Source organism: Aquibium oceanicum (genome assembly GCF_001889605.1).
Lineage (GTDB): Bacteria > Pseudomonadota > Alphaproteobacteria > Rhizobiales > Rhizobiaceae > Aquibium > Aquibium oceanicum.
Genome location: NZ_CP018172.1, coordinates 59,035 through 76,541, shown reverse-complemented (window position 1 = coordinate 76,541; position 17,507 = coordinate 59,035). Strand labels below are relative to the sequence as shown.

The window sequence follows — 17,507 nt, the reverse complement described above, 5'->3', positions numbered from 1 at the left end:
GATCCCGAACAACACGAAAAGGGCAGGGATGGCAGACAAGTCAGAATCCGCGCTGCGGTCCTATTTCCAGCAAGGCGACATCTGGGAGCAGGAGATCATCAAGCGGGCGAAGCGTTCAGCGCGCGTCGCCTGGTTCTTCTCGATTGTCTTTGCCGGGATTGCCCTGCTCAGCCTGCTCGCTGTGGTGCTGATGCTGCCTCTGAAGAGCTTCGAGCCCTATGTCGTCACCGTCGACCGGACCACGGGCTACATCGAGGTAAAGTCCGGCCTGACAAGGCCGGCAAATCTCACCGAGCAACAAGCGATCACGCAAGCCAATGTCGTGCGCTACATCCGTGCCCGCGAAGGCTACGATCCCTACGCAATTACCGAGAATTTTGGAATCGCGGCGCTGCTCTCCGCAGACGAGGCGGCGCGCGAACTGCAGACCCTCTACAGCGCTGCCAACGCGCAGAACCCCACAAAGGTCTACGGGCGGCTGAAACGGGTCCTCGTCGAGATCAAGTCGGTTACGTTCCCGAATGCCAGCACGGCGATCGTCAGATTCTCCACCAACGAACGCAGCGACACGGAATCGATCGTCCGTCACTGGATATCGGTCGTGCGCTTTCGCTATACGGACACGCCAACCCGCAACGAATGGCGCTTCGAGAACCCTCTCGGCTTCCAGGTCTATTCCTACCGCCGGGATCAGGAAACGGTCACCTCCGGAGATGCGCAATGAGGGGCCGCTGCTGGACGGCTGCTCTCATTCTGCACGGCGCGCTATGGCCGGCGATGGCTGCACAGACGCCGAAGGGCGGCTCCCTCGATGCACGGGTCACCAGCGTCACCTATCAGGAGAACAACGTCGTCCAGGTTTTTGCGACCTACGGCATCTCGACCATGATCATCTTCGACGAGGACGAGAAGTTCGAAACGATCTCGCTCGGCGACACGGAAAGCTGGCAGGTCGTCCCGGCCGAGAAAGGCAACATCCTGTTCGTCAAACCGATCGCCAAGGACGTCGTAACGAACATGAACGTCGTCACCGACAAGCGCATCTACTATCTTGAGCTTCATGATTTCGCGCCTGAGGCCGGCCGCAAGGTCTTTGGAATCCGCTTTCACTATCCGGAAAAAAACCTCAACGCCGCCTTGCGGCAGGAGGCCGAACAGCGCGCCGCCTGGCCGAACATCTCGGGCATCGACAAGGCGAACGTCAACATCGACTATTCGTTCTCGGGCGATGCCCGGCTGAAGCCGCTCATGGTCTTCGATGACGGCAACAAGACCTTCTTCAAATTCGACCGACGCGTGCCGGCGATCTTCGCGGTCAATTCGGATTTCTCCGAAACGCTGCGAAACTTCCGCCGGGAAGGGGAGTACATCGTCGTCGACGGGTCAGCGACCCAGTTCACCTTGCGTGATGGCGATCAGTGGATCTGCATCTTCAATCTCAGAAAGCCGGATTTCGGTGCACCTGATCCGGGAATCCTAGGGCCGGTCGAAGATGACAAGGCCAAGCGCCGGCGTCGGAGCGGAAACTGATGAAGCGCTCCCCCGAACTCGAGGCCCTCGGTCAGGGCGACGATCCGGTCATCGCCGACAATGCCGTTCGACGTAAGCAACTCGTCGGTGGCGCCGTTCTGGTCCTGCTGGGCATTGCCGCCGGCTATCTGGTTCTCGCCGGCAGGCAGCCGCCGGTCCGCGACATGCTCGATGGCGATGAGGAGTTCACCACCACGACGTTTCGTCCTCCATCCTTCGTGCGCGAGGGCGAGCCCGAGCCCGAACCTCCGGCGCCGGAAGTCGTGCAAATTCCCCCGCCGCCGGCCCCACCTCCGGTCGAGGAGGTCGATACGACGGAGTTCGAGGTTCCACCGCCGCCCGTGCCAGGCGCACCGCCACCGCCACAGCAGGCGGCCGAGCCGCCGGCGGAAGAGTTCCCAGAGCGGTTTAGATCGAAGCTGGTTGTCATCGACAACGCAGCGTCGCGCGCTGATGGCAGTCTGACCGGAGGCGAGGGTGAGGGGCTCACTGTCGCCGGCGAGGATCGTAGCAGCAAGTTCCTTGCCGCAGCAGCCAGCATTGGGGACCGCAGCGCCAGAGCCCGGAAGATCGAGCGCATCGATGCGCTTGTTCCAGAGGGCACGCTGATCCCCGGCATCCTCGAGACGGCCATCGTCAGCGATCTGCCGGGGCAGGTGAGGGCGATCGTCTCGCAGGACGTCTATTCCTTCGACGGGCGACGCATTCTGATCCCGACCGGCACCCGCCTCATCGGCGAGTACCAGTCCGAGATCACACGTGGCCAGACGCGAATTTTCGTGGTCTGGACCCGCATGCTTCGCGATGACGGCGTATCGGTCCGACTGAATTCGATCGGCGCCGACAGCCTCGGCCGTGCGGGTCTGACCGGGCGCGTTGACAAGAAGTTCCGCGAGCGTTTCGGCGCCGCCATTCTGTTGTCGATCGTTGGCGGCGGCGCCAGCTACCTGACTGGTTACGGCAGCGAGGCTGCGGCCGGGGATAGCGACGATGCCCAGAACGCAGAAGAACTGGCGCGCGAGACGCTCGCGCAGACTTTTTCGGACATGGCCAACCAGGCATTGGGAGATTCCTTGCGAATTCCACCGACGATCAGTGTCAGCCAAGGCGAGCGCATCTTCGTCGTCGTCCGCCAGGACCTCGATTTCTCCGCCCTGTACGAGGATCCCGTCACCGAGGCGCTAAGGGAGATCCGTCGTGAACGCGGTCTCAACTGAGCTTGCCTCCGACAACCGGCACTACTTTCTCTTTCGGGCGCTCGCTCCGTTAAAAGCGTTTCTCAACGATCGCGACGTCGTCGAGATCTCGGTCAACCGACCGGGTCAGGTCTATGTCGAGCGGCTCGGCACGGCCCATATGGAACTCCACGAGATCCCGAGTCTTACCACGGCCGAGATCGTCAACATCGGCGAACGCGTCGCCGCCAGCACCAACCAGTTTGTCAGCCCGGCAAATCCTATTCTTAGTGCCGCACTGCCCACCGGCGAGCGCATCCAAATTGTCTTGCCACCTGCGGCGCCCGACGGCGGCACGCTATCGATCCGCAAGCAGGTCATCAGCGACTTCACGCTCGACGACTATCGCGATCAGGGATCGCTTGATCAGGTGGCGGTCGCCGTTGGTGGACTCAGTGAGACCGACCAAGCCTTGATCGACCAGCTCTCGGCCAGGAACATCTACGGCTTCATACGCACGGCGATCGTCAACCGCGTGTCGATCCTGATCAGCGGCGGTACCTCGAGCGGCAAGACGACATTCCTCAATGCCTGCCTGAAATCGGTCGATCCCGAGGAGCGCATCATCACGCTGGAGGATACCCGCGAACTGTTTCCGCCACAGAAGAACGCGGTCCATCTGCTCGCATCCCGCGGCGACCAGGGTACGGCAAACGTGACGATCCAGTCGTTGCTCGAGGCTTCGCTGCGCATGCGTCCGGACCGGCTGTTCGTCGGTGAGGTGAGAGGATCGGAGGCCTTCGCCTTCCTGCGTGCCATCAATACCGGCCACCCGGGCTCGATGTCGACTGTCCATGCCGACACGCCGCTTGGCGCCTATGAGCAGCTTGCCATGATGGTCATGCAGTCAGGCTTGTCGGCCGCTTACCCAAAGGCTGATCTGATCTCCTATATCCAGAGTGTCATCCCCATCGTGATCCAGCTGCGAAGGGAAGGGGGCCGTCGCGGCGTCTCCGAAATCTTCTTCGCGCGCGGCCGGGCCGATGCGCCATGACCGGGTCGCTCCGCGTCTTCTATTTCGGCTTTTGCCTCACCGTCGCCTTTGCCGTCTGGCTCTTGGCCTATGGTCTTGGTTTGCAGCTGCTATATGGCGATGGTCGCATCCTGCAGGCAACGATCACCACAAATCCCTTTGCCCCGTTTCAGCAGCTGATCGCCTATGGGGACAGCGGCATCCTGCGCGTTGTGGCACTGGGTGCTCTTCTTCCAGCCGCGCTAGTTGCCGGTATCGTGGCCTATGCAGGTCTTCGACCGAACTCGAGCCCCCTTGGTGACGCCCGTTTCCAGACCGCCATGACACTTCGCCGTGATGGATGGTTCAGGAGGAAAGGGAAAATCCTCGGCCGTTTCGGGCGTCTGATCCTGCGCGTGGACGACGATCGGCATCACCTGATCATCGGGCCGACACGCTCGGGGAAGGGGGCCTGCTACGTTATCCCCAATGCACTTTCGCATGAAGGCTCGATGATCGTCACCGACCTCAAGGGCGAGATTTTTCGCAGCACTGCCGGCTATCGCAAATCGAAGGGTAGTCAGGTCTTCCTGTTCGCGCCGGGATCGGAACGTTCGCATCGCTACAATCCACTCGATTTCATCCGGACTGACCGCGGCGACCGCACCACGGACATCCAGAATATGGCCGCAATCCTCGTTCCCGAAATCACCGAGTCCGAAAACTCGATCTGGCAGGCGACTGCTCAGCAGGTCATCGCCGGCGCGATCAGCTACATCAACGAGAGCGTCTACTATGAGGGGCATCGCACACTTGGCGAGGTGACCAGCTTCTTCAACAGCGGCGTCAATTTGCAGGCGCTGATGACCTTCATCAAGGAGCACGAGCCCAATCTATCCCGCTTCACGGTCGAGAGCTTCAACGCCTACATCGCACTGTCCGAGCGGGCCGCGGCATCTGCGCTGCTCGACATTCAGAAGGCGTTGCGACCATTCCGCAACGAGCGTGTCGTGGCAGCGACATCAGTCACCGACATGGACCTTCGCGCTTTGAAGCGCCGGCCGATCACGATCTATCTCGCTCCCAACGTCACCGACATCACGCTGCTACGACCGTTGCTCGCACTGTTCGTGCAGCAGACTCTGGACGTGCTTATGCTCGAGCATCCGGAGCGCTCGGTGCCGGTCTACTTCCTGCTCGACGAGTTCCGCCAGTTGAAGAAGATGAGTGAGATCACGACCAAGCTGCCCTACGTGGCTGGCTACAACGTGAAGATGGCATTCGTCATACAAGACCTCAAGAACCTGGACGAGATCTATGGCGAGACATCCCGGCACTCGCTCATGGGCAATTGCGGCTACCAGCTGGTCTTCGGCGCCAACGACCAGGTAACGGCGGAGGCCGTGTCGAAAGGCCTGGGTAAGCGCACCGTCCGCTACAAGACTGAATCCCGCACGATAGAACTGATGGGCCTGCATCGTCGCACCAAGGTGGAGCAACTGCGCGAGCGCGACCTGATGATGCCGCAGGAGGTGCGACAGATGCCCGGAGACAAGATGGTCATCATGGCCGAAGGGCAGGAGCCGATCTTCGCCGACAAGCTGCGGTTCTTCCGGACAGCGCCGTTCAGCGAGATGGAGAGGTTCTCACAGGCCCATGTGCCGGACGTGCCGGCAACCGAGTTCCTGCCGCCCCGGCCGGTGCCGGCGACAACTGACGCATATGTCGGAGAACATATCGATGCTGCCAAGCCGAAGGAACTACCGGACGGTCCGAAGAAAGCAGCAAAACTTCCCGTCAGGAGGTCGTTGGCTTCAAGTGTCGCAGCTGGGGAGATTGAAGGACAAGCTTCGGTGCCTACCATCAGACGGGCTTCGGTGCGGCGCCCTTCAGGCAACGCCACACCAAGCTCGCTCGACGCCGATTTCGTCAAGGCCGCACGGCGGTTGAAGTCGCTCGCAACGGGGGCCGTCAAACCCGGAAAGCCGCGCGAGAAATCTGGAAACTGGGGACGGATCTTCGACGCCACCGTCCCCGACGAGATCGAGATCGCCGAGGCCGACGCTATGTAGTCGCATAGGCGGTCCTGCCGCCCGAGTCGTCGGCAGTTCGGTCAGGATGAGGACAAGCGGCTCCGTCCTCTCGTGGGAAGCGTTGACCTGGTCCATTCGCGACGACCGATTGAGTTTGGTCGGCCGAGAACAATCCCCATATGAGCGCTTAGACAGAGAGGAGGAGCCATGCGGAACGTTCCCGGTATCACGGTGTTTGAGCCGGCCGAGATCGATGATCTCCAAAGCTGTTTCGACACCATCCTTGAACGACGCGGTGTAGCTCGATCGAGTGAGGTGGCCGATGCCATCGCAAGAGCGCTTGTGCTCGCCTACCAGCGCGGTGTCGCGGACCGCAATGAACTTATTCGACTTGCCGATCTCGCCATTGACGAGCAATAGTCGAACGGCATATTAGCGTTTAGAATCAATCACTTCGTTCCATAAGCTATCTTCTGCGACTGGCTATTGTTGCCGCCCAAAGATCCTGGCTCAACGCTTCTTCTGCAGAAGTACCCAAACGGAAAATGCCTTGCGGTCCGATCGCGGCTCAGCCTTCAAGGCGGCGATGGCCTGCTCGCAGTTGTCGATGAGTACCAGCACACCGGGACGCGTGTAGCGCGACTCGGGATCGTAGTCGGCATTGTGCCGTTCTTCCTGCATGGTCTCGAAAGTATCGGCGAAGACGAGGATGCCGTCCGGGAAATTCTTGGTCGCCGCTCCGACTGTCGAGGACGTTTCGCGCTCGCTTTGGCAAGGCGCCTGGCAGTGGCAATTAATTCCGCCGTCACGTTAGCTTGCTATCTTCTGCTGCTCATCGAAGTGATGGCGGATATGAGGGAATCGTGTCTCCCCGATCCGTGCAAGCTGCTGCCGGACCGCCGTCACAAGGCCAAAGGTTGCTTTCGAAGCGATCGGCTTATCAAGGGCCTTGTAGCGCACATCGATCAGGAGAACCGGATCGCCGTCACGATCTTGGCCGGGAGCAACGTTAACTCCGGTGTAGCCATAGTCAGCCAGACGGTCACGAAGCACTTCCTCGACCGCCTTCTTAACCTTTGGTCGTCTTATAGCCGTTCAGAAGCGATAACGCCACCTGAGCGCCTTCGCGTCACTCTTTCAAGCTGCAGCGCTCAGCGCGTCCATTTTTGACGCTCAGGCCGTCCAATTTAAGGTGGTAAGCCGGTGGATTTCCCGAAAGCACTCATTATACTGCGTCGCTGTTTACTGCGCATTCTGTTCCGTCTCGGCTATGAAGCTGAGAACGGTGGTAGCGCAAAACCTGCGACGGATGCGTTACGGCAAAGGCATGTCGCAGGAGGAATTGGCCGCGCAAGCCGGCCTGTATCGAACCTATGTCGGCCATCTGGAGCGTGAAGTCCATTCTCCCACCGTCGACATGCTGGAGAAGTTGGCAGAGATCCTCGACGTTGCCCCAACCGACTTCTTCATCGATCCGCCACCGCCGATCCCAGACCGTCCGCGAGAAAACGAAGACGGTCGTGATCCCGTGGATGTCATCGTGGGGCGCCGTCTGTGCGCCCTACGCCAATCGCTCGGGCTGAGCCAGCGGAAGCTAGGGGCACTCCTCGGCGTCAGCTTTCAGCAGATCCAGAAATATGAGCGCGGGACGAACCGCATGGCTGTGACCATGTTAGTGCGAGCAGCAGCCGCACTGAACGCACCGATGTCGTTCTTCTTCGAGGGGGTCGGCCCTCAGATCGACCAGCCCGAGCAACCGCTCATCCACGGGAGCAACATGGTGATTGCGCAGGCGCTGGCAAAGATCGAGGATCGCAAGGTCCGCGCAGCGTTTCGAACCCTCATTCGGGCATTGGCACCGGAGTGACTAACAGGCGCAAGGCATCCGCAAAGTCTTCCGGCTACGGCTACGAGATTGTCCAGCCCGATGCGTCGATCGTGATGACGTCGCTTGCCGCGTAGCGATCATTGGCGAGAGCCATCCGGGTTACGCTTTTTCCGTGCTCTACCTTCTGCCAGTAGCCGGCGCGAGGACGTGCAACTTCCGCGCCGTCACAGGCCCTGGCGATGTGTTGGTCGCGCACGCCGGATTTCCGGGCAATCTCCGTCATGGGCATCGACCAGACCAGATCGTGTAACTGCTCGCGGGTCATTTTCATTGGTTGTCGTCGCGCTTCTAGCCGAACACGAACTCTCTGATGGGAGCCATCCAACGATCTGCCATACGATAGAGATCGACAATCCACGCTTCGATGCTGCCAAGCTCGGGACCAAAATAGATCAGTGGAGCTATCACTAGAAAGGCAAGCAAGAGCCAAGTCCCTGGCCAGCCGCTGTCTTTTTCAGACAGATCCTCCGGAGGAGGACCATACTTGTATGCCCAGTTGTCGTTCTTCATGACCAATTCCTATCTCTCGCGATCGTCGCGATCGCGGTCCTGTCGCTCCTCGAGTTCCAGCTCGATCTGACGAAGACGGGGTACATGCTGCTGCGGCGGATCCGATCTGGCAAGCTCCGCGTCGAGGGCGGTCTTCTTTTCGACAGCTCGATCATCGGGATGCCTTGTTCGTTGCTCGGACGGCACCGTCGGCTGCTGCTCGATGATCTGGTCATCGTGCTCCGGCGTCGAACGGTCCTCCCGACCCGGGTCCCGAAGCTGCTCGGCTTCGGCACCTTGGAACCCGCCAAGCGCGCCGTCGGTCCGGCGGCTAGTGCCGGCGTCGATTGAAACGACCCTCTGATCCTTGTCTTCATCCCTGTCGCTTCGCGCACGATCGGCCGCGGCCAGCTCGATCTGATCGATCACACGCTGCAGGTCCTGATCCGATTTCGCGGTTTCGCGCATATACTGGTTGTCGCCATCGACAGCCAATTCTGCGGCCCGGTTGATTTCCCGGTCGAGGCCTGCCCGATAGCTCGCCATGTAGGATTGCGGCAGTTCACCTGCTTCGATCCGATCAAGCCCCTCGCGATAGTGACTGACCTGAACAAGAACCTCGTTCGCTGTTTCCACCGCCTCCAGTCCGAACCGCGCCACGGCCGCATCCCACTGGGCATTGGGATCTTCAGACCGATCGTCGCGCGAGCCGCGCAGCTCCTGCCCACCCTCGCGGTCAACCTGGCGCTCAGTGACCTCGAGGTATTCCCGGCGGATGTCGACCACTTCGCGCGCTGCGGCAGCGATCTCGTCGAAGTTGGCACGATCCATATCATCGAGCGTCTGCTCCACTGACGAAAGGACCGCCTCCACACGATTTTCGTAGGCCTCGAACTCCGGACGCGTCATCTCTCGCATCTGTCCATCCTCACCGTTCACGAACTCGGTCAACTCTATCATATTAGTTATGTTTTTTACGGATTCCTGCGCAACATCTACGAAAAGACGCTCATTTTGAGTGTTCTCAGTCGCTCGTTCCAGACGATGGCTCTGACGTGTTGCGAAGACGCCCTCTCCCGAACCACCCGCCTCATTGGCAAGATCACTCCAGGCCTCGGCCGCTGTTGCCGCGTACTGCCGGCTGCGGTCGGTGGACGCGAGTTGAATGTCGTTCGAGCGCTTGGCCCGATAGCGGCTGTGCGCGGCTGAGCTGGTGCCTTCGTGTTCGGTGCGGCCGCGATAGCTGACCGGCAGGACTTGGTTGCGCGTATACGCCGGTGCGCTGGCAAACTCGCGACGATCGGTCAGCTCCATGTCGATGCCCTGCTCGCGCGCTTTCTCGGCCATAGCAGCGCGCCATTCCCGGAACATCTGCGGACTGGTGACGATCCGGTCCCCGGTCTCGGAACGCATGGTGACGATCGCATGGGCATGAATGTGTGGCCGCTTGCCGCCCTCCGCCATCTCCTTCGGATCGAGCGCAGGATCGTGAACGGCGAATACATAGCGATGCCCCGCGAACTGCTCACCTAGGAACTCGCGGACCGCTCCCTCAAACGCGGTCGCATCCGTGCCGGCCCGCGCCGAGACGATCAGGTGCATGAGGTCCCTGCCCTTGCGGCTGTGCAGTTCCTCGCGCCATTCCTTCTGGACGAGATCGCCGGCCTGCTCGGCGTCGCCGATCAGCTTGCCAGAGTCGTCCCGGACCTCTCCCTCCGCTCCAGCAACTACCTCGCGAACGCGCGCCGTGCCCCACTCAACTCCATTGCCGTAGCCATGGAATCGGAACCGGGCTTCGACATCCCGGCCGGCGTCGGAGTCATCAAACCGCTGTTGAACGATCTCGACGGCCTTGCGGTCGCCGGTCAGGCGCTCGCCCTCTCCATCGCGCAGTACCAAGACGCCGGAGACATGGAGATCCCCCGGAGATCGCTGCCGCGCGGTGTAGACGAAACGGCGATCACCAAACCCCGAGCGCAGGATCTCGCGCAATTGGCCATCCTGGTCGACGTCATCGCGCAGTGATGCAGTATCGATCGAGACATGGAAGACGCCGAGATCGCGGCTGGCGGTGCGATTGTCGAAGAGATGCTCCCACTCTGCCCGCTGTTCGGCGAGTGCATCCTTGCCGAGCACGCGCTCGCCGCGCTCATTCTCGACCGCGACTTTCCCGCCTCGAGACGCATAGCTCATCATCGCGCCGGCTCGTGCGCCGCCACCATAGGATGCCAGCTTGACCACGGCAGGCTGACTGCCGCGCGCCAGCGCACCAAAGCGCGTCCGCATCGAGCGGCCGGCCGCTCCCGCGGCACCACGCGACCCTCGTGCTCCGCTTCCGCCCTGCCGCCGCCGCGCCCGGTCAAAGCCGCCCAGCCCCTCATCGCCAACCCGCGCGACCCCTCCCCTTCGCGGCTCGTCCCAGTCGCTCTTTTCCGACTGACCGAGCTGCAGTTCATGCAGCAGCAGGGCGCGCCGCCGCTCCCACTCCCGTTCGAAGGCGCCGGGAAAGAATTCCATCAGGCGCCCTCCCCGCGTCGGGCAGCCGCAGAGCGCCGTGTCATATGAGCCAGTTCGGATGCGAGCGTGGTCGCAACGCTGTGCGCGTCCTTGATACTGCCTGTGAGGTCGCCCTCGGTAGGCACCGTGCCGGTGTTGATGGCCCTGGCAATCTGGTTGAGGTTGCCGCCGATCGCACGCATGCCGTCGGCGAGCAGGCCGAGCACCAGGCGATCCCCTTCCCGAGGAATGGCCGCACGCCGGCGCCCTCCATCGACAGGGATCGGACAAATGCGGAGACGGTCATCCCGGCTGCGCTCGCGGCCGCCTCCACCGCATCGTACTCGGCAGGCGAGAAGCGGATATGTGCCACCTTCTCCTTCCGTTTCGACGCTTGGAACATGCTGCGAACCATCGCCAGCCACACCTGTAATCGTGGTGGTTGCGGCCGCAGGCCGCGGATCGAGGGCCTGTCCCTCGATCGTCAGGAAAAATGTATCACATTTTTCCGTATCCTGCCAACACTTATGATAGCGATTAATCCGCTCTTTTCGCCGTTTTTCCACTTTTCAATATCTATATGATTGTTTTTTTCCATGTTCGTGTGTTTCTATAACGGTGTGAATCCACGTCCACACGGAAATGGCTTCGTGTGTCAGTAGAAACACATTTTCATGGGAGATGAGCCGATGACCGTCGTGATCGCCGCCATCAACGGCAAGGGGGGCGCTGGCAAGACCACCGCGCTGATGAACATCGCGGGCGAGTATGCCCTGCGCGGTGGAAGCGTCGCCATGATCGACATGGACGCCCGCAACAATCTGATGAAGTGGTGGACGGATTGTCAGGAAAAGGATGCCCAGCCTGAGGGCATCGAGGTGTACAGCCATAAGACTGCTCGGGGGTTCGAGCGCTGGATGGAGGGGAATGCGGCGACGTTCGATCACGTCCTGATTGATACGCCCGGCGAGGACACGTCGCTCGTCGACCCTGTGATTCTGGCGGCCGATCTGGTGATCTCGCCGATCCAGGCTTCCAAACGTGAGGTGATGGGAGCGATCGACAGTTTCGAGAGCATGCTGCGTGTGAATGAGACCCGCGGTCGCAAATGCAGGCACGGCGTGCTGCGGACCCGGATCACGGTGACGGTGCGCCACACGGAACTCTATCGCAAGGTCCGGCCGATCATAGAGGACAAGGTCGGCACCTATCTGTTCCGGACCGAAGTCTTCGAGCGCAATGTCTACAAGGACATCCACAATGGCATCGGCACGCTTCAGATGCAGGAGGTGACGGAAGCAATCGCAAAGGCGCGGCGTGAAACGCAGGCGCTGGTCGAGGAGGTTGACGCCTTGTTGGCGGGCACGGCGGTCGCGGGGCATGCGGCATGAGCGGCGGAGAGAAATTGTCGCTGGACGAATTCGCGACAGCGCCGCGCAGGCAGCGCGTCGCGGCGGGACTCAATCTCGTGCGTCCGCAAAGCGTGGGGCGCGGCGGGGAGGAGACCGTCCCGGATGCGACGGTCGTCGATGATCAGGGTAGCGCGGAGACCGCTAGCGAGGCGGGCAAGGCGCTGCGTCGGATGAAGCGGGCGCGGATGAAGGGAGCCGCCCATTTCGTTAATGTCAATCTCGACAGGGAGACGAAGCGGCGTCTGAAGCTGGCTTCGTTCAATTCCGAGACCTCGATGCAGGTGATCATGGAAAAGGCCATTCGGGAGTTTCTCGACGCGAATGGCTATTGAGGAAGGGAAAGCAGTCCGGTGAGTTGAATTTGAGTCCGAATCCCTGCTAGGAGCGTCACCGATTTGGTTTGGATTTCAGCCGCTCGACGGGGGTTGGCGGCATTTCCAACGTCAGTTTGATCGCAACAGGGACCGGCAGGCGCGCTGCACTCAGATGGCCATCAAGGACATCCAGACCTTCATCGACAACCATGGCCTTGTCGAAACCGAGGATTCCGAGGTCGAAAAGCCGATCTGGCGCAAGCCGTCATTTCAGGGCATTCGCAGCTTGTTGGACATGGAGAGGGGGTTGAGCCGCTTTCTGCGCGAGCGGCGCGATGCGCTGAACCTGAACCGTGAGCAGGTCGGCATGATGATCGGCATTCATCAGGAGATTTATGCGCGCCATGAGCGGGCGGGCGCCAAGCTCAGGGTCACCCGGCTTCTGCATCTGGCCGAGTTGCTGGGATTCTCGCCCTTCGATGCGATCTATGCGGCAGCGCCGCAATTCTTTGGCGACAGTCCGGAGGAGGCGGAGGTCAAAAGCAAGCTCGTGCAGCGTATCCTCGACCTTCCGGCCGCCACTGCACAGAACCTTCTCATGCTTGTCGAGGAATTGTCGCCCGACACTGTGGATGACGGCGCGTCGAAAGCCCCGAAGAGGCGACGAGAGCCTTAAGCTTCTGGAAGAAAAAAGGGAGGCAGGCGACCTGCCTCCCTTTGCCATCAGCGGCGGTGGGTGAGCTTCGCCGCCTTGATGGTGACGCCGAGTTTGAGCTTGATGTCGGCGAAGAACGCGTCGAGACCCTCGAGCTCAGAGGCCGGAACGTCGGTGTGGCTGAGTGTCACGCCGCACGCAATGCCGGGTTCGACTGCATAAACTGTGACGCTGATTTCATCGAGCACCGAATGTGGCCCCTCGTCGATCCAGTGCTGTTCGAAACATGGGCGCATGAAGTAAAGCTCGAACAACGACCGGTCCCTTTCGGATCTATGGCGCTTTGCGTTCTGCTCGATCCAATAGGGAACCTCCTTCTCGACATCGGCGCGCATCGCGTCCAGCATCCCGGCGAGGTTGGCGTGAAGGGTCCGGGCGAACTGCGTTCGGCATTCGTCACGGCCGATCAGAACCTTGCTGCGGATGGCATCGATGGTGTCGAGGGCGATGTAGGGATTGAAGATGCGTGTCATGATGAACTCCTTTTCGTCTGACGGAAAGGCGTTCACGCTGTTGACCAGAGGGGTCAGGGATCGCGAAGCGACCGCCTGCGGCGGCAAGCGGAGGACCCGATTTTCTGGCGATGCCCACTTCGGGCGTCGGCTGAAAATTGGAGGGGCCGTGCAGTCCTTGACGCCGGATGGGCTGGCGCACAATGGGACGTCAGAGGAAGACCCCGCGCCCGAAGGGCGCGTCGATATCCGGCGACCAGCCGGCGGGGAGCGCGAGGGAAAACCCTCGTCTGCGCCAGCGGCCGGTCGATCCGGTCGGTGGCGCACAAGTGGGAAGAGCGGGCTGTCGCGCCGGGCGGCGACGTCAACCTCGGCGCGGCGTGGCTGAGACATGAAAAGATCGAGGCGGCTTTCACCGCCCCCGATCTCCGGGCCGTCAAAGGCGGCCAACCTCGTCGCCGAAGACCGTTTCCGGATCCATGCCGACGCTTTGCCACCACGCCGCCTCGGCTTCCGCTTCGCTGTAGTAGACGTTCTCGACGCTGAACCGGGCTCCGGTGACATCTTCGATCTCGGTGATGATTGTATCGAGACCGCAGAGTCGTTCGGCCGGAACCGGCACCGCGATCGGCACCTCACCGTCCCGGTGGCGCCATTCACCGATGTAGAAATGAAAGTACTCGTTGGTGAGGTCGTCCACTAGATAGTCGTCGAGGAGCGCGATCGGTTCGATCAGCCACGTCTCATAGAACGCCGTCTGGTAGTGGTGCAGATCGAAGAAAGCGTCCTCTTCGTCCTGCGTACCGCGCGCAGCGACACGCGCCCGGTCGGCGGCGAGGATCCTGCGCTGCGCTGCGATCATTTTCGCAAGCTTCGCCGCGAGGGTGTCGTGTACGGTGAGCGCCACTCCGCTGTCGCAGCCGAGGCGGTTGGCGAGAACGTTGATGCGCAAACCTGACAGCTGCGCGATAAGCATGAGAGTGTTGTGTGCCATGTCATGGTCTCCTTCATCTTGATGACGGAGCCACGGCGACGGGCAAGTCGAGCGTCGGGTCAAGGATCGCGCAGCGACCGCCGGAGGCGGCAAGCGGAGGAACCGATTTTCTGCCGCCGCCCTTCTTCAGGGCGGCGGCAGAAAATTGGAGGCGCCGCGCAGTCCTTGAGGCGATGGGAGCGGCCAGTAGACTGGGCCGTCAGAGAGATAGACCCGCGCCCCCGTGAGGGGGCGCGTCCATATCCGGCGACCAGCCGGCCGGGTGCGCGAGGGAATGCCCCTCGTCTGCTTCAGGGGGCCGGTCGAACCGGTCCCTGAAGCAAGCGAGAGGCGATCGTCACCGAAGGCGGAGACTGCTTCGGCAGGCTCCGTGAGCGGCTGCAGGCCGCGAATAGAGCGCGGTCGGCCGCAGGCCGGCTCGCCCATATCCCGCTCTTGCAGCGGATGCATCAGCATCGTGAATCGATGGAGACGGATCGATTCATAGAACTCGTTGGACGGCATCAGTCTCAGACGCGACGATCCGATCATGCAGACTGAAGACGCGATCCATTTTCACCGCATCGATCCTGCGCGCAACATGGCGCGGTTCTATCGCATGTCGTCTATGCCTAGCCTGTTCGGCGACATCTGCCTCGTGCGTGAATGGGGACGGATCGGCAGGGCCGGCCGCATGCGCATCGACCTCTATGAGACCGCGCGGGAAGCCGCCGCGGCACGCCAGGCGCTATCACGCGTCAAGCGGCGACGCGGATACCGCGACGTATCGGCTGATGGTTGAAGGTGGCGGTCAGGCAAGCACAAAAAAGCCCGCGCCGGAGATCGTCCGGCGCGGGCTTTTCGTGACGGCTACTTCGATTGCAGATACCGCAGGAAGGCGGCGAGCGGGCCGTCATGCGGCGGGCGTTCTGCTTCATCGGCGCGGTCTGCATTCAGCTGCGTGGCGACATCGGCGGGCAGCGGCATGAAGCTGTAGCCTCTGGAGAGCGCCGCCATGTGCAGGGCATCGATCGTTTCGTATTGGCGGTCGCTCGTGCCCAGCCAAAGAGCGAGATCCTCACCGGCTTCGTCCGGGAAGGCTTGCAGGAAGAAGGTGCGCAGCGGCGGATCGTAGCCGATGATGGCTTGCGTGTCGGAGCGCCCTTGGCTGGTGACGGTGATGGCGTAGCGGCTCATGGAAGCCTCCTGATCGTGTTGAACACAGAGAGGGCCGGCCCCTTGCGGGGCCGGCCCGTCGCGGCTCACTCCGGGTTGTTCCAGAGGATGACCTTCTTGTTTTCCTCGCCGCCGGGTGCGGGAGCGAGGTTGCCGAAGATGACGCCGAACTCGGGAGCTTCCAGCTTGAACGAGGTCTTGTCCTTGCCGGACCGCTGTGATGTGGAGACCCAGCCGGCGCCGATCTCGAAGCCCGTGCGCTTGTTGATGACCCGGTAGTCCGGGGCGTCCTCGTGCGACTTGTTCGTGTTGGGGACGACGGTGATCGGGGCGTTGACCCGGATCGTGGCGAAGACGCCTTCCATCGAGCCGTCGGGCTTCTCGGTGAGCTGTGCGATCGTGGTGGCCATTGTACTTCTCCTTCGGTTGCATCGGGACCATTCCCGATGGCGTCGAAGGAGAGGGCCGTCCTGCTGCGGGCAGCTCGACCGAAAATTCGGCAAAATTCTATTTTCCGCAGCAAAGCGGACCCGCACTTTCTCCGAGCCGCTTGCGGCGCGGTCTTCAGAAAGTGCCTGGGTCCGCATCAAACAACCGAAATCGAATTTTGCCGAATTTTCGGTCGAGTCTTACCCCTTCAGGGGTTGCCCGCAGTAAGCAGGCGGTCCTCTACAAAGACGACATGACCAGGGAATGGGCCGGATGTGGCCGATGGCGACGCACATCAGGCCCCCACGCATGCACCGCCGGACCGCCGAGCCCGTATCGATGGAGTGACTGGCTCGCCCGCGTCCGCCAGCGCCTTTTCACCGCCGATGCCCCGGGACCCCCCCCCCCGCGCGAACGCCCACGATTGCCGGGCATCGCCGAGACCGCAGGCTTCCCGGATCTCCGCCGGCCGGGCCTCCCCGTCGTGGCGCTCCGGCGCAGAACCTGCCGGCGCCGAGAGCCGGGCTGCCATGGGTGGCTTCGCCTTGGGAAATTTCGAGGCGGTTCGCGGAGCGGGGAACGGGATGCGTCATCCTCTCGAACGACCGGGCGCGCAGTGCGCGAGGCCCGTCTGCAAGGGGTCGGCGCGTCGCACTGCTGAAACATCGGCATCGGCGGTTCAAGCCCAGCGGACCCAGCGGATGCGCGTCGCGGCTCACGCGGTCAGGTCGAGACACTCGTCGGGCGTCATCCGGGTCTCGATCTGCCGACGGATGTCCGGCCCTGCGTCTTCGATCATCGCGCGCCAGTCGGCGGTGTCGTGCAGCGTACACACCGTCCGGCGCATCGTGTCGTAGATGACGCAAGGATTGCCGGCCAGCGCCAGCCGCAGCATGTTGAGGGCGGTCCCCGGCGATTCCCCGTTCCAGATCATCAGTCCGAAATCGGCGCGCCGGGCCATCTCGCGATCCTTCTCCGCATGAACAGCGAAGCCTTGCGCGCCCGCCGGCGGCGGAATGTGGTAAGCAGCCCAGTCGCCGAGATTGTTGCGCGGTTCGGCCCGAGCGTGGAAGACACCGACATGCTCGTATTTATAGCCCGCAAGCAGGCCCTGCATCTCGGCGTCGGCTCCCGGCGCATCGCCGATCAGCACGCCGTGCTCGGCGGCAACGATCGCGCCAATCCTCTCGATCACGGGGGCTGGCAATTCGAAGATATCACGTGAACCGCCCAGGAATATCATCGCCATGGTCGCTCTCCTTTCTCTGGAACACAGCACCCCGGCTCCAGCCCTCCTCTCTCTCACGCGAGCCGGATACCGCCGCAGACAAAGCAGCCCCCTTTGGCGGGAGACATGGCGAGACGGGCGCGGCGGCACGCCGCGCCCGGAGCCCGAGCGGCCGAAGGCCGGCT

General features: G+C 62.0%; 22 protein-coding genes and 1 pseudogene. 12 read left to right on the top strand and 11 right to left on the bottom strand.

From position 1 onward, the window contains the following. The first annotated feature begins 28 nt into the window (after positions 1-28). The 6 genes from BSQ44_RS25760 to BSQ44_RS25735 all read left to right on the top strand — a co-directional run bounded on the left by BSQ44_RS25760 (position 29) and on the right by BSQ44_RS25735 (position 6,170). On the top strand, positions 29-724 hold the full coding sequence (locus tag BSQ44_RS25760) for a VirB8 family type IV secretion system protein (RefSeq protein WP_072608359.1): 696 nt from the start codon (positions 29-31) through the stop codon (positions 722-724). Then, on the top strand, positions 721-1,530 hold the full coding sequence (locus tag BSQ44_RS25755) for a TrbG/VirB9 family P-type conjugative transfer protein (RefSeq protein ID WP_072608358.1): 810 nt from the start codon (positions 721-723) through the stop codon (positions 1,528-1,530). Before BSQ44_RS25760 ends, BSQ44_RS25755 begins: the two co-directional genes overlap by 4 nt. After that, positions 1,530-2,747, top strand: coding sequence for a type IV secretion system protein VirB10 (gene virB10 / locus BSQ44_RS25750; RefSeq protein WP_072608357.1), 1,218 nt, complete (start codon positions 1,530-1,532; stop codon positions 2,745-2,747). The genes BSQ44_RS25755 and virB10 overlap by 1 nt, the downstream gene beginning before the upstream one ends. After that, on the top strand, positions 2,728-3,759 hold the full coding sequence (virB11, locus tag BSQ44_RS25745; protein WP_072608356.1) for a P-type DNA transfer ATPase VirB11: 1,032 nt from the start codon (positions 2,728-2,730) through the stop codon (positions 3,757-3,759). The genes virB10 and virB11 overlap by 20 nt, the downstream gene beginning before the upstream one ends. Next, on the top strand, positions 3,756-5,789 hold the full coding sequence (locus BSQ44_RS25740) for a type IV secretory system conjugative DNA transfer family protein (RefSeq protein WP_072608355.1): 2,034 nt from the start codon (positions 3,756-3,758) through the stop codon (positions 5,787-5,789). The genes virB11 and BSQ44_RS25740 overlap by 4 nt, the downstream gene beginning before the upstream one ends. A 168-nt stretch (positions 5,790-5,957) precedes the next feature. Continuing rightward, positions 5,958-6,170 carry a hypothetical protein gene (locus tag BSQ44_RS25735; protein ID WP_072608354.1) on the top strand — a complete coding sequence of 71 codons (213 nt, stop codon included), beginning with the start codon at positions 5,958-5,960 and terminating at the stop codon, positions 6,168-6,170. A gap of 90 nt (positions 6,171-6,260) precedes the next feature. On the opposite strand, the gene BSQ44_RS27665 is transcribed toward BSQ44_RS25735, so the two are convergent. Next, on the bottom strand, positions 6,261-6,431 hold the full coding sequence (locus BSQ44_RS27665; protein ID WP_235633477.1) for a hypothetical protein: 171 nt from the start codon (positions 6,429-6,431) through the stop codon (positions 6,261-6,263). Here BSQ44_RS27665 and BSQ44_RS27660 point away from each other — a divergent pair. Both BSQ44_RS27660 and BSQ44_RS26445 read left to right on the top strand, forming a co-directional pair. Further along, on the top strand, positions 6,414-6,920 hold the full coding sequence (locus BSQ44_RS27660; protein WP_235633476.1) for a hypothetical protein: 507 nt from the start codon (positions 6,414-6,416) through the stop codon (positions 6,918-6,920). The genes BSQ44_RS27665 and BSQ44_RS27660 overlap by 18 nt on opposite strands. Positions 6,921-7,059: 139 nt before the next feature. Beyond that, a complete protein-coding gene (locus BSQ44_RS26445; protein ID WP_235633475.1) occupies positions 7,060-7,617 on the top strand; it encodes a helix-turn-helix domain-containing protein in 558 nt (185 codons plus the stop codon). 40 nt (positions 7,618-7,657) lie between these two features. Here the strand turns inward: BSQ44_RS26445 and BSQ44_RS25710 are convergent, their stop codons facing one another. The 5 genes and pseudogenes from BSQ44_RS25710 to BSQ44_RS27970 form a co-directional block, all read right to left on the bottom strand. Next, a complete protein-coding gene (locus BSQ44_RS25710; protein ID WP_072608352.1) occupies positions 7,658-7,909 on the bottom strand; it encodes a hypothetical protein in 252 nt (83 codons plus the stop codon). Between the two features lie 17 nt (positions 7,910-7,926). Further along, entirely contained in the window at positions 7,927-8,148 is a 222-nt protein-coding gene (locus tag BSQ44_RS25705; protein ID WP_072608351.1) for a hypothetical protein, read from the bottom strand. Positions 8,149-8,157: 9 nt separating this feature from the next. Then, positions 8,158-10,644 carry a relaxase/mobilization nuclease domain-containing protein gene (locus BSQ44_RS25700; RefSeq protein WP_072608350.1) on the bottom strand — a complete coding sequence of 829 codons (2,487 nt, stop codon included), beginning with the start codon at positions 10,642-10,644 and terminating at the stop codon, positions 8,158-8,160. Then, positions 10,644-10,850 (bottom strand): plasmid mobilization relaxosome protein MobC, encoded by a 207-nt coding sequence (gene mobC, locus BSQ44_RS27655; RefSeq protein WP_235633474.1) that lies wholly within the window; start codon positions 10,848-10,850, stop codon positions 10,644-10,646. Before mobC ends, BSQ44_RS25700 begins: the two co-directional genes overlap by 1 nt. Before the next feature lie 95 nt (positions 10,851-10,945). Next, a pseudogene (locus BSQ44_RS27970) lies at positions 10,946-11,026 on the bottom strand (hypothetical protein); the annotation flags it as partial. Positions 11,027-11,312: 286 nt separating this feature from the next. Here BSQ44_RS27970 and BSQ44_RS25690 point away from each other — a divergent pair. From BSQ44_RS25690 to BSQ44_RS25680, 3 genes are all read left to right on the top strand, one after another. Further along, positions 11,313-12,014 carry a ParA family protein gene (locus BSQ44_RS25690; protein WP_072608349.1) on the top strand — a complete coding sequence of 234 codons (702 nt, stop codon included), beginning with the start codon at positions 11,313-11,315 and terminating at the stop codon, positions 12,012-12,014. Beyond that, a complete protein-coding gene (locus tag BSQ44_RS25685; RefSeq protein WP_072608348.1) occupies positions 12,011-12,367 on the top strand; it encodes a hypothetical protein in 357 nt (118 codons plus the stop codon). The genes BSQ44_RS25690 and BSQ44_RS25685 overlap by 4 nt, the downstream gene beginning before the upstream one ends. Before the next feature lie 154 nt (positions 12,368-12,521). After that, positions 12,522-13,025 carry a helix-turn-helix domain-containing protein gene (locus BSQ44_RS25680; RefSeq protein ID WP_072608347.1) on the top strand — a complete coding sequence of 168 codons (504 nt, stop codon included), beginning with the start codon at positions 12,522-12,524 and terminating at the stop codon, positions 13,023-13,025. 47 nt (positions 13,026-13,072) lie between these two features. Here the strand turns inward: BSQ44_RS25680 and BSQ44_RS27110 are convergent, their stop codons facing one another. After that, on the bottom strand, positions 13,073-13,966 hold the full coding sequence (locus BSQ44_RS27110) for a hypothetical protein (protein WP_157894704.1): 894 nt from the start codon (positions 13,964-13,966) through the stop codon (positions 13,073-13,075). Continuing rightward, positions 13,953-14,492: a hypothetical protein gene (locus BSQ44_RS25670; RefSeq protein WP_157894703.1), complete on the bottom strand. Its 540-nt coding sequence runs from the start codon at positions 14,490-14,492 to the stop codon at positions 13,953-13,955. The genes BSQ44_RS27110 and BSQ44_RS25670 overlap by 14 nt, the downstream gene beginning before the upstream one ends. A 547-nt stretch (positions 14,493-15,039) precedes the next feature. Between BSQ44_RS25670 and BSQ44_RS25665 the strand changes: the two genes are divergently transcribed. Beyond that, positions 15,040-15,291, top strand: a complete 252-nt coding sequence (locus BSQ44_RS25665) for a WGR domain-containing protein (RefSeq protein ID WP_072608426.1) — start codon at positions 15,040-15,042, stop codon at positions 15,289-15,291. 68 nt (positions 15,292-15,359) lie between these two features. Here BSQ44_RS25665 and BSQ44_RS25660 read toward each other — a convergent pair whose 3' ends face one another. The 3 genes from BSQ44_RS25660 to BSQ44_RS25650 all read right to left on the bottom strand — a co-directional run bounded on the left by BSQ44_RS25660 (position 15,360) and on the right by BSQ44_RS25650 (position 17,343). Next, a complete protein-coding gene (locus BSQ44_RS25660) occupies positions 15,360-15,686 on the bottom strand; it encodes a hypothetical protein (protein ID WP_072608344.1) in 327 nt (108 codons plus the stop codon). A 65-nt stretch (positions 15,687-15,751) separates the two neighbouring features. After that, a complete protein-coding gene (locus tag BSQ44_RS25655; RefSeq protein ID WP_072608343.1) occupies positions 15,752-16,075 on the bottom strand; it encodes a DUF736 domain-containing protein in 324 nt (107 codons plus the stop codon). A 734-nt stretch (positions 16,076-16,809) separates the two neighbouring features. Then, positions 16,810-17,343: a hypothetical protein gene (locus BSQ44_RS25650; RefSeq protein ID WP_072608342.1), complete on the bottom strand. Its 534-nt coding sequence runs from the start codon at positions 17,341-17,343 to the stop codon at positions 16,810-16,812. Positions 17,344-17,507 lie beyond the last annotated feature (164 nt).

What these genes read in the sequence shown, in the direction of transcription:
- BSQ44_RS25760 (WP_072608359.1), top strand. Translation starts at nt 29, where the DNA reads ATGGCAGACAAGTCAGAATCCGCGCTGCGGTCCTATTTCCAGCAAGGC.
- BSQ44_RS25755 (WP_072608358.1), top strand. Translation starts at nt 721, where the DNA reads ATGAGGGGCCGCTGCTGGACGGCTGCTCTCATTCTGCACGGCGCGCTA.
- virB10 (WP_072608357.1), top strand. Translation starts at nt 1,530, where the DNA reads ATGAAGCGCTCCCCCGAACTCGAGGCCCTCGGTCAGGGCGACGATCCG.
- BSQ44_RS25740 (WP_072608355.1), top strand. Translation starts at nt 3,756, where the DNA reads ATGACCGGGTCGCTCCGCGTCTTCTATTTCGGCTTTTGCCTCACCGTC.
- BSQ44_RS25735 (WP_072608354.1), top strand. Translation starts at nt 5,958, where the DNA reads ATGCGGAACGTTCCCGGTATCACGGTGTTTGAGCCGGCCGAGATCGAT.
- BSQ44_RS27665 (WP_235633477.1), bottom strand. Translation starts at nt 6,431, where the DNA reads ATGCAGGAAGAACGGCACAATGCCGACTACGATCCCGAGTCGCGCTAC.
- BSQ44_RS26445 (WP_235633475.1), top strand. Translation starts at nt 7,060, where the DNA reads ATGCGTTACGGCAAAGGCATGTCGCAGGAGGAATTGGCCGCGCAAGCC.
- BSQ44_RS25710 (WP_072608352.1), bottom strand. Translation starts at nt 7,909, where the DNA reads ATGAAAATGACCCGCGAGCAGTTACACGATCTGGTCTGGTCGATGCCC.
- BSQ44_RS25705 (WP_072608351.1), bottom strand. Translation starts at nt 8,148, where the DNA reads ATGAAGAACGACAACTGGGCATACAAGTATGGTCCTCCTCCGGAGGAT.
- BSQ44_RS25700 (WP_072608350.1), bottom strand. Translation starts at nt 10,644, where the DNA reads ATGGAATTCTTTCCCGGCGCCTTCGAACGGGAGTGGGAGCGGCGGCGC.
- BSQ44_RS25690 (WP_072608349.1), top strand. Translation starts at nt 11,313, where the DNA reads ATGACCGTCGTGATCGCCGCCATCAACGGCAAGGGGGGCGCTGGCAAG.
- BSQ44_RS25685 (WP_072608348.1), top strand. Translation starts at nt 12,011, where the DNA reads ATGAGCGGCGGAGAGAAATTGTCGCTGGACGAATTCGCGACAGCGCCG.
- BSQ44_RS25680 (WP_072608347.1), top strand. Translation starts at nt 12,522, where the DNA reads ATGGCCATCAAGGACATCCAGACCTTCATCGACAACCATGGCCTTGTC.
- BSQ44_RS25670 (WP_157894703.1), bottom strand. Translation starts at nt 14,492, where the DNA reads ATGCTTATCGCGCAGCTGTCAGGTTTGCGCATCAACGTTCTCGCCAAC.
- BSQ44_RS25665 (WP_072608426.1), top strand. Translation starts at nt 15,040, where the DNA reads ATGCAGACTGAAGACGCGATCCATTTTCACCGCATCGATCCTGCGCGC.
- BSQ44_RS25660 (WP_072608344.1), bottom strand. Translation starts at nt 15,686, where the DNA reads ATGAGCCGCTACGCCATCACCGTCACCAGCCAAGGGCGCTCCGACACG.
- BSQ44_RS25655 (WP_072608343.1), bottom strand. Translation starts at nt 16,075, where the DNA reads ATGGCCACCACGATCGCACAGCTCACCGAGAAGCCCGACGGCTCGATG.
- BSQ44_RS25650 (WP_072608342.1), bottom strand. Translation starts at nt 17,343, where the DNA reads ATGGCGATGATATTCCTGGGCGGTTCACGTGATATCTTCGAATTGCCA.